This is a genomic window from Sphingomonas sp. AOB5 (assembly GCF_029433115.1).
Taxonomy (GTDB): Bacteria; Pseudomonadota; Alphaproteobacteria; order Sphingomonadales; family Sphingomonadaceae; genus Sphingomonas.
In genome coordinates this window covers 19,606-33,695 of sequence record NZ_JARNTV010000001.1, presented here as the reverse complement: position 1 = coordinate 33,695, position 14,090 = coordinate 19,606, and the positions used below count along the sequence as shown (strand labels likewise).

General features: G+C 63.4%; 13 protein-coding genes. 6 read left to right on the top strand and 7 right to left on the bottom strand.

Going from position 1 to position 14,090, the window contains the following annotated elements:
* Nucleotides 1-20: 20 nt before the first annotated feature.
* The 4 genes from ligD to glf are packed head-to-tail and all read right to left on the bottom strand — an operon-like array spanning nt 21 to nt 7,227.
* Entirely contained in the window at nt 21-1,886 is a 1,866-nt protein-coding gene (gene ligD / locus P1X14_RS00185) for a DNA ligase D (protein WP_277313274.1), read from the bottom strand.
* Between the two features lie 51 nt (nt 1,887-1,937).
* Entirely contained in the window at nt 1,938-2,600 is a 663-nt protein-coding gene (locus P1X14_RS00180; RefSeq protein ID WP_277313273.1) for a DUF6766 family protein, read from the bottom strand.
* A 25-nt stretch (nt 2,601-2,625) separates the two neighbouring features.
* Nucleotides 2,626-4,839 carry a catalase gene (locus tag P1X14_RS00175; protein ID WP_277313272.1) on the bottom strand — a complete coding sequence of 738 codons (2,214 nt, stop codon included), beginning with the start codon at nt 4,837-4,839 and terminating at the stop codon, nt 2,626-2,628.
* A 39-nt stretch (nt 4,840-4,878) separates the two neighbouring features.
* On the bottom strand, nt 4,879-7,227 hold the full coding sequence (gene glf, locus P1X14_RS00170; RefSeq protein ID WP_277313271.1) for a UDP-galactopyranose mutase: 2,349 nt from the start codon (nt 7,225-7,227) through the stop codon (nt 4,879-4,881).
* 257 nt (nt 7,228-7,484) lie between these two features.
* Here glf and P1X14_RS00165 point away from each other — a divergent pair, with 257 nt between their 5' ends.
* The 4 genes from P1X14_RS00165 (at nt 7,485) to P1X14_RS00150 (ending at nt 11,070) form a co-directional block, all read left to right on the top strand.
* On the top strand, nt 7,485-9,710 hold the full coding sequence (locus P1X14_RS00165; RefSeq protein WP_277313270.1) for a family 1 glycosylhydrolase: 2,226 nt from the start codon (nt 7,485-7,487) through the stop codon (nt 9,708-9,710).
* A gap of 80 nt (nt 9,711-9,790) precedes the next feature.
* Nucleotides 9,791-10,027, top strand: a complete 237-nt coding sequence (locus tag P1X14_RS00160) for a hypothetical protein (RefSeq protein WP_277313269.1) — start codon at nt 9,791-9,793, stop codon at nt 10,025-10,027.
* Nucleotides 10,028-10,137: 110 nt separating this feature from the next.
* A complete protein-coding gene (locus tag P1X14_RS00155) occupies nt 10,138-10,293 on the top strand; it encodes a hypothetical protein (RefSeq protein ID WP_277313268.1) in 156 nt (51 codons plus the stop codon).
* A gap of 57 nt (nt 10,294-10,350) precedes the next feature.
* Nucleotides 10,351-11,070: a Crp/Fnr family transcriptional regulator gene (locus P1X14_RS00150; RefSeq protein WP_277313267.1), complete on the top strand. Its 720-nt coding sequence runs from the start codon at nt 10,351-10,353 to the stop codon at nt 11,068-11,070.
* A gap of 19 nt (nt 11,071-11,089) precedes the next feature.
* Here the strand turns inward: P1X14_RS00150 and P1X14_RS00145 are convergent, their stop codons facing one another.
* Nucleotides 11,090-12,232, bottom strand: a complete 1,143-nt coding sequence (locus P1X14_RS00145; RefSeq protein WP_277313436.1) for a PHB depolymerase family esterase — start codon at nt 12,230-12,232, stop codon at nt 11,090-11,092.
* 158 nt (nt 12,233-12,390) lie between these two features.
* On the opposite strand from P1X14_RS00145, the gene P1X14_RS00140 reads away from it, so the two are divergent.
* On the top strand, nt 12,391-12,594 hold the full coding sequence (locus tag P1X14_RS00140; RefSeq protein ID WP_277313266.1) for a hypothetical protein: 204 nt from the start codon (nt 12,391-12,393) through the stop codon (nt 12,592-12,594).
* Nucleotides 12,595-12,599: 5 nt separating this feature from the next.
* Entirely contained in the window at nt 12,600-13,223 is a 624-nt protein-coding gene (locus P1X14_RS00135) for a YbhB/YbcL family Raf kinase inhibitor-like protein (protein ID WP_277313265.1), read from the top strand.
* Here P1X14_RS00135 and P1X14_RS00130 read toward each other — a convergent pair.
* Together P1X14_RS00130 and P1X14_RS00125 are read right to left on the bottom strand one after the other, a co-directional pair.
* The gene (locus P1X14_RS00130) at nt 13,205-13,792 is read right to left on the bottom strand and encodes an alpha-ketoglutarate-dependent dioxygenase AlkB (RefSeq protein WP_277313264.1); all 588 of its coding nucleotides are present in this window, start codon (nt 13,790-13,792) and stop codon (nt 13,205-13,207) included. The two genes, P1X14_RS00135 and P1X14_RS00130, sit on opposite strands and share 19 nt — an antisense overlap.
* Entirely contained in the window at nt 13,789-14,052 is a 264-nt protein-coding gene (locus P1X14_RS00125; protein WP_277313263.1) for a DksA/TraR family C4-type zinc finger protein, read from the bottom strand. The genes P1X14_RS00130 and P1X14_RS00125 overlap by 4 nt, the downstream gene beginning before the upstream one ends.
* Nucleotides 14,053-14,090 lie beyond the last annotated feature (38 nt).

Genomic DNA, 14,090 nt, shown 5'->3' with positions numbered 1-14,090 from the left:
TGGCATGGTGATTGTTCAGGTCACAGGTCGGGAAGCACCTGATTGGCGCGGCCCCAACCGGCTAGAGCCTTGGAGCCCGCGCGTTTCACCAGCTCAGCGGGGTCGCCGATGTGATAGTGCGACGGCTTGTCGATCGTCTCCATTTCCTTCCAAGTGATCGGCGCAGCTACCGGTGCCTCCGGCCGTGCGCGAACCGAATAGGGCATCACCGCGGTCGCGCCGCGCTGGTTGCGCAGATAGTCGACGAAGATCCGCCCCTTGCGCTGCGCCTTGGGTAGCGCGGCCGTGAAGTTGTCCGGATCGCTTTGGGCCACGGCTTGGGCGAGGCGATGCGCGAAATCCTTCACCTCCGGCCAATCGGCTTTCGGCACCAGCGGCGCGATCACGTGGATGCCCTTTCCGCCTGTCGCCATCGGGAAGGTCTCGAGCCCGATCGACTTGAGGATATCGCGGAAGTGAAACGCGGCCTTGCGGACCGCCTCGAAATCCAGCCCCTCGTCTGGATCGAGGTCGAACACCAGCCGGTCCGCCTTCTCGACATCCTCGATCCGCGCGCCCCAGCCATGAAATTCGATCGTTCCCATCTGGACGCAGGTCACCAGGCCGTCCGCGGTATCGATGAAGAGGTAGGGCTCCTCATGTCCGTCCTTCTCGAGGATGCCGACATGCTTGACTGCGTCGCCGAAGCTCCCGGCGTCGTGCTTCTGGAAAAAGCATTTCTTGGCGCGTCCCTGCGGGCACCGCACCAAGCTGATCGGCCGGCTCGCGACCCACGGCAGCATGACGGGCGCGACGGCAGCATAATAGTCAGCCAATTCGCCCTTGGTGATGCTGGATTCTGGAAAGATCACCCGATCGCGGTTGCTGATCTTCACCTTGCTGACCGCGGGGGCGGCGATCTCGGCGACATTCGCCTCGGTTTCCAGCACGACTGCCTCGGCCTTCTTGTCCTCGCGGAGTCCAAGATAGCTGGGGTGCCGGAGCGTCCCCTCGTTGGTCATCTCGGTATAGGCGATCTCGGCGACGAGCGTCGGGCTTAGCCAGTGCGCGCCGCGCACCTCCGCGCGCGGTGCCTCGACGGTTGGCTCCTTGCGCTCGAGCGGAGCCATGATTTCCATCAGGCGGAATATCTCGTCATTGGCGAAGCCGGTCCCGACCTTACCAGCATAGCGGAGCTTGCCCTTGTCATGGATGGCGAGGATCAGCGAGCGGAAGGCGCGGGACTTGTCCGAAGGAGTCCAGCCGACCACGACGAATTCCTGGCGTTTGATGCATTTGGTCTTGAGCCAGCCGCCCGAGCGTGAACCGATATAGCGGGCATCGGCGCGCTTCGAGATGACGCCTTCGAGACTCGCTTCGCAAAAGCTGTGCAGCAGCTTTTCGCCGCTACCGACGATATGCTCGGAATAGCGCAGGCGCGGATTCCCGTCGGGCAGGATATCGCGGAGCCTCGCCTTGCGTTCGGCAAGCGGACGACCTGTCAGGTCTTCGCCGTCCAGTTCGAGCAGGTCGAACGCGAAAAAGTCGATCGTATCGGGCGCGCCCTTGAGCGCTCCCTGCAAAGCCTGGAAGCGCGACCGGCCGTGCATGTCCATGACCACCGCTTCGCCGTCGAGCAGCGCCGAGCGGACATCGAGCGCGGCCGCGGCGGCGACGATGCCCGTGAACCTGTCGGACCAGTCGAGGCCCGAGCGCGTATAGGCGCGAGCCTCGCCGGCGCCGACCGCGACCTCGAGCCGATAGCCGTCATATTTCATCTCGTGGAGCCAACGGTCGCCGGTCGGCACGCTGTCGACGAGAGTCGCAAGCTGGACCGGCCGAAAGGGCGGGAGCGCAAGCCTCTTCCCCTTTCTCGGGGAGGATTGCGCGGGACTTGTCGTTCGCATGCTGGACATCAAGGCTAGACTCGCGCTGGACGTGACTCGTTCCCTGAGCGCTTAGGTGCCGGTGCTGGAATGAGGTGCCGCGACCGGCTTGGATTCAGGGGATTCCCGCTGCCGAAGATAGATGGAGAGAACGACGAGGATCGCGGTCGACAGGAATTCGCTCTGCCAGTTCTGGAAGGATTCGAACCAGAGCTGGGGGTCGAGCAGATAGGCCAGCGTGTCCACCGCCGGCTCGCCATGCTCGCGCGCTTCCGCGGCCGCCGCACGCGCGCTCTGAGTCCAGTGTAGGACGAAGGAGGCGGCGAACAGGAGCGCCAGTGCGATTCCCAGTGAGCGTGCATAGAGTGCGCGCCAGAAGGGGCCTTTGCGCAGAATTACAGGTGCGCCGGGCTTTTCGGCCTGCGCCGCTAGATCCGCGTCGCGGGGCTCGGTATCGTCCGGATCGTTGGACTCCGACGAGCCGCGCTGGAAGAGCGTCGCCGTCAGGACGACATAGGCGCCCGTCTGGAGAAACTCGCTTTCCCAATTCTCGAAAACCGAGGAGAGGAATTCGGGACTGATCGTATAGCCGGCGAGCGACATTGCAGCCTTCCCGTGCCGGATCGCATCCTCGACTGCGACGCGCCAGCCGGTGAGCCACTGGCCGCAGATACTGAAGGCGAACAGGAGCAGGAGGACGATGGTCAGACCATTGTCTCTCAGAATCCGGCGCATCGCGACCTCCCGCTCCTTGATCCCTTCATTCGCCGTTGGCGGCGTCCAGATCGACCGTCAGTTCGCGCGGCCAGAACCGCAGCGCACGGCACGCTTCGATGAAGGTCCTTGCGTCGGCCGCCTTGCTGAGGGGCAGGCAGGCCTGATCGAGATCGTCGGCGATTCCTGCGGCGACGAAGAGCGCCTCGGCCTCCGCGCTGATGCCGATGAACTTGCAATGCGCGAACGCATCGGTCGCAAAGTCCTTAGCGGCAGCATCGAGCGAGAGCAGGGACGCGCCCTCGTCTGAGACGAGGATAGCGACGGCATCGAACAGGACGGAGGGGCCGCCATCGATCTTGTGCTTCGCGGCGACCTTCGTGCCGTCGGACAGCGTCACGCCGCCGATCTTGGGGGCGACGACTTCATATACCGCACCTTCGGCATCGACTGCCTTGAGCAGCGCCTTGAACAAGGCAGCATCGGCGTCATTGCTCAGCAGAATGCCGAGCTTCCGGCCCTTGAAGCTCTCGGGGCCATTCTTGATGATGCTGAGCGGGTCGGATGGCGGCAGGTCGGTGATCGGCTTGCGCGCCGCGACCGCTGCATCGGGAATGGCGAGTCCGAGCCCGTCGGCGACCGCTACTGCAAGATTCTCGTCGATGTTGAGGAGGTGCGAGACCGTCCGCGAGCGGATGTCGGGACGCTCGACCTTGCTCAACTCGAACACCAGTGCATCGCCAATATGCTTTTGCTCGATCGGGGTCTGGCTGACGAAGAACTGCCGTGCCTGGCTATAATGGTCGGCGAAGCTTTCCGAGCGCACCCGCTGCTTGGGGCCGTCGGCGACATCGGGGAAGCTGGTAAAGCCATGCACCGGATCTTCGCGCGGGCCGCCGATCGTCGGTCCCCAGCTGTTGGGCTCGTAGTTCACCCGGCCCTTGGGATTGCGCATCGCCATGTGCCCGTCCTGCTGGAAATGGGCCATCGGGCATTTCGGCGCATTGATCGGGATGTGCGTGAAATTGGGTCCGCCCAGCCGTTTGATCTGGGTGTCGAGGTAGGAGAAGTTGCGGCCCGCGAGCAGCGGATCGTTCGAGAAGTCGATGCCCGGCACGATATTTTGGGTGCAGAACGCAACCTGCTCGGTCTCGGCGAAGAAATTGTCGACCACGCGGTCGAGCACCAGCCGGCCGACGACGCGGACGGGCACCAGTTCCTCGGGGATGATCTTCGTCGCGTCGAGCACGTCGAAGTCGAAGCTGTCGGCGAAGGCGTCGTCGAACAACTGTACGCCCAGCTCCCATTCAGGGAAGTCCCCGCCGTTGATCGCATCCCATAGGTCGCGGCGATGGAAGTCGGGGTCCGCGCCGTTGATCTTGACCGCTTCGTTCCAGACGACCGACTGCAGGCCCTGCTTCGGTTTCCAATGAAACTTAACGAAGGTCGACTTGCCCTTCGCGTCGACCAGCCGGAAGGTGTGGACGCCAAAGCCTTCCATCGTGCGGAACGAGCGCGGGATCGCGCGGTCCGACATGGTCCACATGATCATGTGGAAGCTTTCCGGGGTGAGGCTGATGAAGTCCCAGAAATTGTCGTGCGCAGTCTGCGCTTGGGGAAAGTTGCGGTCGGGTTCCGGCTTGGCCGAATGGACAAGGTCAGGGAATTTGATCGCGTCCTGGATGAAGAAAACCGGTATGTTGTTGCCAACAAGATCCCAGTTGCCTTCATTCGTATAGAGCTTGACCGCGAAGCCACGGACGTCGCGGGCCAGATCGAACGACCCCTTCGAGCCGGCGACGGTCGAGAAGCGGACGAACGCCGGGGTCCGCTCGCCGACGCGCTGAAAAATGTCTGCGCGCGTCACATCCGCCAGGCTGTCGGTGAGCTCGAAAAAGCCGTGCGCGCCATAGCCGCGGGCGTGGACGACGCGCTCGGGGATGCGCTCATGATCGAAGTGAAAGATTTTCTCCCGGAAATGGAAATCCTCGAGGAGTGCTGGACCGCGCGCGCCCTGTTTCAGCGTGTTCTGGTCGTCGGCGACCGGCGCACCCTGCTGCGTGGTCAGTGTTGCGACATCGCCGCCCGCGACCTGATGCGTCTCGCCGCCATCGGCCTGGGGCTCGCCGAACGCGAAGGAGATATTGGCATCGGCCGGGACGGGGGATGCCTTTTGCGGCGATTCCCCTCCGATATCGGCACCTGCGATGTCGGGAGGCGTCAGCTTGGCTTTGGATTTGGGCGCGGGCTTCTTGGCCATGATAAGTTCCTCGGAAAGACGTGAGTTGGGACGCGCGGGTCAGGCGGCGCTGACGGCCAGCTTCGGTTCCAGTTGGGGAGCGGCCATGTCGCCAAGGTCGTGCTTGGCGAATGCCGCCGACATGCGCCGGTAAGTGGCGAGCGCCTGGCCCACGACCTGGTCCATGTTGTAGTACCGGTACGTTGCGAGCCGCCCCACGAAGGTTACGTCACGCGCGGCCAGCGCCAGCGCTTCGTAGCGTTTGAAAAGCGCCTGATTTTCAGGCCGCGGGATCGGATAATAGGGGTCGCCGGTCGCGCTTGGTATTTCGTAGGTCAGGCTGGTGCGTGGCGCGGTTTGACCGGTGAGATGCTTGTACTCGGTGATCCGCGTGTGCGGCACGTCCTCGGATGGGAAGTTGACCACCGCCACGGGCTGGAACCACTCGCGATCCACCGTTTCGTGCCGGAATTCGAGACTGCGATAGGGCAGCTTGCCGTACCGGTGCCCGAAATATTCGTCGATCGGACCGGTGAAGACGAGGTGATCGTGCGGATAGGCGTCGCGCGCTTCCTCGAAATCGACGCCGAGCAGCAGGTCGATATTGGGATGGTCGAGCATGCGCTCGAACATCCGCGTATAGCCCTCGAGCGGCATCGCTTGAAAACTATCGGTGAAGTAGCGGTCGTCCTCCGACGTCCGCGTCGGCACACGCGCCGTCACCGACTTGTCGAGTTCGCTCGGGTCCATGCCCCATTGCTTGCGCGTATACCCCTGGAAGAAGGTCTCGTAGAGTTCGCGTCCGACCTTTGAAATCACCACATCGGCGGACGTGACCACCGGTTCGACCGGCTCGGCGCGGCTGGCTAGGAATGCTTCGGCTTCCTCGTCGGTGGTGAGGTCAAGCCCGTAGAGCAGATTGAGCGTCGTGCGGTTGATCGGCATCGGCACGCGCAGCCCGTCGATGTCCGCGAGCACCCGATGTTCGTACGGGCGCCACTCGGTGAAGCGCGACAGATAGTCGACGATATCGCTCGAATTGGTGTGGAAGATGTGCGGGCCATATTGGTGGATCAGCACGCCCGCATCGTCGAGGCGGTCGAACGCATTGCCGGCGACATGCGGCCTGCGATCGACCACCAGCACGCGCTTGCCGCCGTCATTGGCCAGTCGCTCGGCCATGACCGCACCGGCAAAGCCGGCACCCACAACCATCACATCGTACCGCTGCGGCCGCTCGGCGGGCCAGCTCGTCGGGGACACGACCGGGTGCACCTGTTCGGCCGTTCGAATCGCCAGCGCGATCAGCTCGTCCATTTCCCGGAAAGTCCGGTCCCATGACATGCGGGCCAGCAGACCATCGACCTCTTCGAGCCATCCGCTCGGACCGTGCGCGAGTTCGAGCGCCGCATCGCAGGCTGCGACAAAGGCTTCGGGCGTATCCGCGATCTGCACACCACCGACCTTGCCATAGTGGCGGACGACGTCGGTGATCGGGGTTGATACGACGGGCCTTCCGGCGGCGAGATATTCGGGGGTCTTCGTCGGGCTGATGAATCGGGTGGAATCATTGATTGCGAACGGCATCAGCGCCACGTCCCACGCGCCGAGATAGGCAGGCAGTTTGTCGTACGTCTTGCCGCCGAGATAATGGAGGTTTGGCCGCTGCGGCAGGTCGGCCGGGTTGATCTTCACGACCGGGCCGACGATCATCACCGACCAGTGCGGGCGGGCGTCGGCAAGGTGCGCCAGCAAGGCCAGATTCATGCGCTCGTCCACCACGCCATAGAAGCCGAGGCGAGGCCGCGGCAGGTGGGCCTGATCGTCGGGATCAAAGGCGTGCGTGCGCGCCGCCGTAAAATGCGCGACATCGACGCTGGACGGGAAAGGATGGATGTTGCCATGCCGGGCGCGCTTCGCTTCGTAGAGGCTGTAGCCGCCGGTGAAGACCAGATCGGCCTGGTCGAACAACCGGGTTTCGAGCGGCAGCAACTCCGGTGGGGCGCCGAGGAAATTGGCCAGCTCGTCCATGCAATCATAGACGACGCAGCTCGCTTCGACATGCTCCGAAAAGGGCAGCATCATCGGCGTGTAGTACCAGCGCGTCACCGGATGCTTCACGTTCAGCAGATAGGTGTCGAGCAGGCGGCGGAGCATGGCGTGCTCGGTTGCCTGAGATTCGTCCGGCGGGAGTTGGGGGATTGCAATAATTACCCCGGTCACCGGACAGCTCCGGGTTTCCAGCCTCGGCTGCTCGCCTTGGGCTAGATAGAGCGGCTCCTCCCAATACACGACCTCGCCGGTCTTCGCGAAGCGGCTCATCAGGTGCTGGGGCCGCTGGAACACGAATGCCCAGCGAAGATGGCTGAAGCAGAGCAACGTCCGCTGGCCGACGTCGCCTGAACGCACGTCATCACTCTCCGGCGCGTCGCCGAAGGCCATTACTCGGCCCATGCAAAATCCTTAGATAGTGGAAGTCGACAAAAGAAAGTCGCCCGGAGGGTGAACTCTATTGCCGAGCGGACGTTCCGCTAAAATCCTTTAGGATATCAATAATTTCCCCAGCATAATCTGGGTTATGCTTTGCCCATGAATTTTCGGCGACATCGGAAGCGGCGCAGGTTTTCGATCTGCGGCAAGTAGCGTGAAGGCTATTATTTACGTCCTTGGCTGATCCTGAATTTGGGACTCATGCGCTCGAGCTCTGGGGTGGGCACGAATGTACGGTCAACCGTGTCCAGGACCGGTTCACCGATCAGTCGGTGGTAAGCGGACACGATGCGCGGCCCGGTGACCTCGCGCTGTTCGCCCGCCTTGGGATCAAGGCACTGCGCTACCCTCTCTTGTGGGAACGGATTTCTCCGGACGGCGAGGGGATTTTCGACTGGCGCGCGACCGATGCGCGGCTCGCGGAGCTGGGAGCATCTGGCGTGCGGCCGATTGCGGGCCTCGTGCATCATGGCAGCGGCCCGCATTACACCCACCTGCTCGACGACCGCTTTGCTGCAAAGCTGTCTGATTTCGCCGGCGCGGTCGCGGCGCGCTATCCGTGGATAGATGATTGGACGCCCGTGAATGAGCCGCTGACCACGGCGCGCTTTTCGGCGCTCTATGGGCATTGGTATCCGCATGCTCGCGACGAGCGCGCCTTCTGGCAGGCGCTGCTCAACCAGATCGACGGCATCCGCCTGTCGATGCGCGCAATCCGCCGCATCAACCCCGCCGCCCGGCTGATCCAGACCGAGGATCTGGGACGCAGCTGGGCAACCGTACCGCTGCGGCATCAGGCCGGGTTCGACAATGTGCGGCGATGGATGAGCTGGGACCTGCTATGCGGGCGCGTGGTTCCCGAGCATCCGATGTGGGATCGGCTGACGGGCTTTGGGTTGGGCTCGCGGCTGGCTGTGATCGCCAACGATCCATGCCCGCCGGACCTGATCGGCGTGAACCATTACCTGACCAGCGACCGCTTTCTCGATCACCGCATACGCCGTTATCCGGCGCATGCGATCGGCGGCAATGCCGAGCAGCGTTATGCGGATATCGAGGCTGTGCGGGTGCTCGACCCTGCGCCCCCCGGCCTTGCCGGCGTCCTTCACGAGGCGTGGCAACGCTATGGCATCCCGCTGGCGATTACCGAGGTTCACAACGGCTGCTCGCGGGAGGAGCAGATGCGGTGGATGGGCGAGGCCTGGCGGACAGCGCAGAAGCTTCGCAAAGAAGGTGTGGATATCCGAGCCGTTACCAGCTGGGCCCTGCTCGGGAGCCAAGGCTGGAACACGCTGCTGACGGACCGGGGGCATTACGAGGCGGGAGCCTTCGATACGCGAAGCGGAACGCCGCAGCCGACGGCCCTGGCATCGATGCTGTCGGACATCGATCGCCCAGAGAATCAGCATCCGGTGGCACAGGGCAGGGGATGGTGGCGACGCCCGATCCGCCTTCTCTATGCACCCGTGCCACGAACGGCCCCGTTGACCGATACCTCTCCGGCGCCGGATTGGCGCGCGAATGGGGATCGGCCGCTGATGATCTGCGGCGCGACGGGCACCCTCGGGCAGGCGCTGGCGCGAGCATGTGCGCACCGGGACATCGGCCATGTCCTGCTGGATCGCAGTGCTCTCGATCTCACTGATGGTGCGACAATTGCCGCTGCGCTGGATAGGCATCGGCCATGGGCCGTGATCAATGCCGCTGGGTGGGTGCGGGTTGATGACGCGGAGCGCGACCCGCAGGGATGCAGCGCCGCGAACCTGAAGGGTGCGGTCGATCTTGCCCGCCACTGCGATGACCGCGAGATATCGACGGTCAGCTTCTCGAGCGACCTGGTGTTCGACGGTGCGAAACAGTCGCCCTATCTCGAAGGTGATCCGCCCGCGCCGCTCGGAGTCTATGGCGCGAGCAAGGCGCTTGCGGACCGGTTGATACTGGAACTCGCGGGCTCGCATCTGGTGATCCGGACAGCCGCATTCTTCTCGCCACTGGACGCCCATAATTTCGCGATGCAGGTCGCCACGCGCCTCCTCGCCGGCGAGCGTTTCGCGGCTTCGGACCAGCACATTGTCTCACCCACCTTTGTCCCGCATCTGTGCGACTCTGTGCTCGACCTGCTGATCGATGGTGCAAGCGGCCTCCGGCACGTCGCTGGCGGCACAGCGCTATCGTGGTACGACTTTGCTGAGCGGATTGCTGACCGTTGCGGTCTGCCGCGAGGGTTGCTCGATCGGGCGTTGGCCGAGGACCTTGGGTGGGTGGCCGAACGGCCGCGCCACGCCGCGCTTGCGACGGCGCATGGTACGCAAATGCCTTCGCTGGACGTCGCACTCGATCAGTTCCGCGATCATCTGCTCCGGGCTTCACCGCGCGAGGACGTATTCACGCGGGTCTGCTGACGGTCGCTCCGCAGCCGGTGAATTCGACATATAGTGGATCAGGTCATGCAACCCGTTTCCCACCCGCTCATTAAAACGGCATGGCGAGCTATTATTTCGATCTCTACAATGACGTTGTCACGATTGGGGAGGAGGCTTGGGAGTTCCCTGACCTTGCTGCGGCTCGTGATGCAGCGATACTTCAGATCCGCGCCCTCGCGGCGCATTCGGTTCAGGAGCATGGTCACTTGATCCTCAGTCACAAATTAGTGATCCGCGACGAGTCTGGTGAGGTGGCCCTGATCACCGTCGGCGAAGCGATTGCGGTTCGCGACTGAATCGACGGAATTTTCCGCCGTCAGCGCGTGGCATCGACATAACCCATTATAATTGTTGGGAAGCGCTTTGCGCCTAGGCCGGTTTCGTTGGGTCGGAGGAGGGCAAAGCAATGACCACTGAACAGGATGGCGAATATTACGAGCGCCGCGCTCGGCAGGAACGCGAGCGCGCAGAGCGTACGGGCAACGCCGCGGTGCAAAAAGTGCATCGGCAGCTTGCCGATGCTTATGAGCGCCGGATCGAGGATAGCGGAACCTCTGGATGATACCGCTTGTTGGCAATGCATCACCGGGCTCGGGATCCGGATCTTTCGGTGAGGCCTATGCTCGATAAGCATCTGATGAAATTGCGCGCCCGAGACACCGTCTCGGCAGATGAGGAACGCGTCGTGCGCGGCCTGATCTCCGAGACGCGCGTTGTCCCCGCCAAGACGACCATCATCCGCGCCGAGCAGAGATTGGCCACCTCCACAATGCTGCTGGACGGGTGGATGTGCCGGTACAAGGACCTGAGCAACGGCCAGCGCCAGATTACCGCGTTGCACATTCCCGGCGATTTTGTCGATCTGCACAGCTTCACGCTAAAGCAGCTGGATCATAATATCATGGCGCTGACGCGGTGCCGGATCGGCGTCGTCCCCCATGACCGCCTTCTCGCCATGTGCGAAAGCCACACGCATCTAACGCGCCTCTACTGGTTTGCGACGAATATGGACGCGGCGATTCACCGTGAATGGGAATTGTGTCTCGGCCGGCGTACCGCGATCGGCAGAATCGCTCATATCCTTTGCGAGATGCACGCCCGCCTGAAGCTCATAGGCATGACGCACGGAAACTGGTTTGCGTTTCCACTGACTCAGCTCGAACTCTCCGAAGCGACCGGCCTGACCCCGGTTCATGTCAATCGCATGCTAAAGGAACTTCGCGAACGCGGGATCGCCGAGGTTCGCGGTGGGGAGGCAGTGCTGCACGATGCCGCAGCGCTGGAAGCGCTGGCCGATTTTAACCCGACCTATCTGTATCTGAACCCCGAGCCGCAATAACCGCGCCGGCCTCATCCGCTTATCGCATCAGACCGGCGGCGCGCAGTGCGTCCTCGATAACCTTTCCCACGGAGGCTGCTGGGGGAGCCCGATCTGCGACGGGATTTGCACGATGCTTCGCATGGGCCTTCTCCGCCCAGGGAAGGCGAATGTCTCGATCCCCCTTGATCACTGGCTGCGCGCTAGCGCCCGAACGCGCGGGCGCGGTTGCCAGTCCCCAGAAATCGGCAAGCCGCCGCGTCGAGGAAATGCCTGCTTCCAGCATGTGCGGGCCAGCTTTGCCACAGGCGTCGGGTCCAGTTGCCGAAAGCGGTGTGCCATGGCCCATGCCGGATATGCGATAGTCCTCGATCATGATCGCGCCATCAGCGTCACGCCAAGTGCGGCGTTCATGTCCTGCCACCGCGTCGGTGGTGTCGGCCGGGCCCAGTAGGCCATGCACCGCCTGCCATTGCGCCAGGCTCGCGTCTGCATTGGCCGGGGTGACCACATGATCCGCCGTTCCGTGCCACAGAGAGATGGTGGGGCGCTTCGCGACGCCGGGAGACGCATTCAGGACGGCATCTGCGAGGATCGCCGTGCTGGGCCCGCCATGCCCCCGCATCCGCTCGAGCGCCTGCGGAATCGAGGAGGCGGTCCCATAGGGCAAGCCGGCGACGATCGCGCCGCCCGCGAACACTTCCGGGTAGGTCGCGAGCATCACCGACGTCATTGCTCCGCCTGCGGACAGCCCGGTGATGAACACGCGCGACGGGTCGAGTTGATAAAGCTGGACCATATGCTCCACCATCTGGACGATCGACAGCGGCTCGCCGCCGCCACGGCGGCTGTTGGAAGGTTCGTACCAGTTGAAGCACAGGTTAAAATTGTTGGACCGGGTTTGCTCCGGATAAAGGACCGCGAAGCCGAGTTCGTTGGCGAGCTGCGTCCAACCCGAGCCTTCGTCATAGCCATGGGCATTCTGCGTGCAGCCATGGAGCACCACGACCATTGCCTGAGGTTCGCGACGACGCGCCGGCATATGGAACCATGCTTTGAGATTACCCGGGTTTGTGCCGAAGTCGCTTAGTGCCTTTAGCGACCCTGTCCGCGGTGCGGCTGCGTCGGATGATTTGCTCCGAAATGCGGAAAGCCGGGCGATAGATTTTGACAGACGGCGCATGAACATTCCTTCGCGGCCGGAAACTTGGCCGAAGGCTATCAACGCGGGCCTGACGGGCTAAGTTGCTGCACTGCAACAATATTTGATTGGTCGCTGATCGGCGGCGGGAGCGGAACGGGGTGCATGGCCAGATGTTCTGATGCGGCAGGAGAATGGCGATGACTGACAAGCAACCGATGCAGGCCGATGGCGGTGGTACGAAGCAGCGCGATGACGGCGTTGCCAATCCCGCGTCGGAGGGCGAAGGCTCTGGCGGCGCCTATCCGAACCCGCATAGCGGCAAGGAGCCCAAAGGCTTTGATGGCGGTCAGAGTGACAAGGCCTATCGCGGCCCCGACAACCCAAACGCCACGATGAAATAGTCGATATGCTCGAACACGTGCCCGAATGGCTTGGCAGTCTGTTGCGGAATATCCGAGCCGGCCATGCCAAGCTAATCGTTGCAGATCCAGATATCGCGGCAGGTGCTACGCGTTTCGACCTGAGCAGCCCGGCCTTCGCAAACGGCGCTCGACTGCCTGAGCGATTCACCGCGGACGGGGATGGCGTCTCCCCGCCGCTGGTTTGGGGCGGGATGCCAACCGGCACCCGGTCGCTCGCCTTGATCGTCGAAGATCCCGACGCGCCCGCCCCCCGGCCACTGGTCCATGCCTTGGTCTGGGGCATCCCCACCGACGAGCGCCGGATTGCCGAAGGTGCGATCGTGCGAGACGGCGAGGGCCACGCGGACGGCCGCGATGTCGGGCGCAACAGCTTCTTCGCCGAGGGCTGGCTGCCGCCCGATCCGCCGACCGGGCACGGCGCGCATGACTATGTGTTTCAGCTTTTCGCGCTAAGGGAGGCGCCGGTGCTGAGTGCCAATCCCGGCCGCGGTGATTTCATAGATGCGATCAGAGGGCGCGTGCTTGGCGCGGGCGTGCTGGTCGGGACCTATTCGCGCGGCGAAGGCAGCACCGCTGGCCTTGGGGATTTTCAGCCCGCGCCCGCCTGACGTTTCAGGCTCCGAAAGGTGATCGACCAGCGCGGCACGTCCATTGGCGCGATGCTGTGCTCCCAGTCGTGCCGAGCCTCCCCGGAAAGGTGATAGAGGGATCGTGGCAATAAGGGGATTGCGACGCGATCGAACCCGTTCGCGCCGCGACGCCTGAATCGCATCATCGCGGCATTACCGAGCGAGATGCCCACCACTTGCTCGAACACCGGTCGGTCCTTGTGCCAGCCAATGCCCGCGCCCGGGTCGTATCTAATCAGCAGCGTCTGGACGAGGTCGCCAGGCGCCAGTCCCGCGAACGTAGCCGCCTTGCTACGCACCGCTTCCAGCCAGCGGGGGATCGGATCGGTCTCGGCGAAACTGCCATTATCGAAATCATAGGCCCAGCCAAACGACCGCGTGAGCCGCTTGCCCAGCCAACCCTGGAAGCGAAACGGGGACAGCGGCTCCGCGTCGATCCGGGCGATCAGCTCGGCTTCCTCGTCCACGCCCAGCACGTCAGCGCCGGCGGCAAGGCCTGGGATGGCGGTCGAACCGAACAAGTCTGGCGTGGCGATCGCAGGCATCATCGCAGCTGGCTGTCCTTGCTTCCGCGCCGGTTTATCCCGCCAATGACGCGCCGGGCGTCGCGCCCGCTCTGACAGGCGATGCAGGTGCGAACGCCCGGCAACGCCTGCCGTCGTCGCTCGGGGATATCCTCCCCGCACGCCTCGCACTCTTCCAGGCTTTCGCCGCTGGGCATTCGGGCACGCGCCTCCAGCACCGCATCCGCGATGCTGTCATCGATCTGGTCCTGAACCGCGCCATCCGGCGCCCATCCATTGGCCATGGAACCTCGCGATATTTCCGTTTTGATTGAATGCCCTA

What these genes read in the sequence shown, in the direction of transcription:
- P1X14_RS00145 (WP_277313436.1), bottom strand. Translation starts at nt 12,232, where the DNA reads ATGCGCCGTCTGTCAAAATCTATCGCCCGGCTTTCCGCATTTCGGAGC.
- P1X14_RS00180 (WP_277313273.1), bottom strand. Translation starts at nt 2,600, where the DNA reads ATGCGCCGGATTCTGAGAGACAATGGTCTGACCATCGTCCTCCTGCTC.
- P1X14_RS00125 (WP_277313263.1), bottom strand. Translation starts at nt 14,052, where the DNA reads ATGGCCAATGGATGGGCGCCGGATGGCGCGGTTCAGGACCAGATCGAT.
- ligD (WP_277313274.1), bottom strand. Translation starts at nt 1,886, where the DNA reads ATGCGAACGACAAGTCCCGCGCAATCCTCCCCGAGAAAGGGGAAGAGG.
- P1X14_RS00160 (WP_277313269.1), top strand. Translation starts at nt 9,791, where the DNA reads ATGGCGAGCTATTATTTCGATCTCTACAATGACGTTGTCACGATTGGG.
- P1X14_RS00130 (WP_277313264.1), bottom strand. Translation starts at nt 13,792, where the DNA reads ATGATGCCTGCGATCGCCACGCCAGACTTGTTCGGTTCGACCGCCATC.
- P1X14_RS00175 (WP_277313272.1), bottom strand. Translation starts at nt 4,839, where the DNA reads ATGGCCAAGAAGCCCGCGCCCAAATCCAAAGCCAAGCTGACGCCTCCC.
- P1X14_RS00135 (WP_277313265.1), top strand. Translation starts at nt 12,600, where the DNA reads ATGCTCGAACACGTGCCCGAATGGCTTGGCAGTCTGTTGCGGAATATC.
- P1X14_RS00140 (WP_277313266.1), top strand. Translation starts at nt 12,391, where the DNA reads ATGACTGACAAGCAACCGATGCAGGCCGATGGCGGTGGTACGAAGCAG.
- P1X14_RS00150 (WP_277313267.1), top strand. Translation starts at nt 10,351, where the DNA reads ATGCTCGATAAGCATCTGATGAAATTGCGCGCCCGAGACACCGTCTCG.
- P1X14_RS00155 (WP_277313268.1), top strand. Translation starts at nt 10,138, where the DNA reads ATGACCACTGAACAGGATGGCGAATATTACGAGCGCCGCGCTCGGCAG.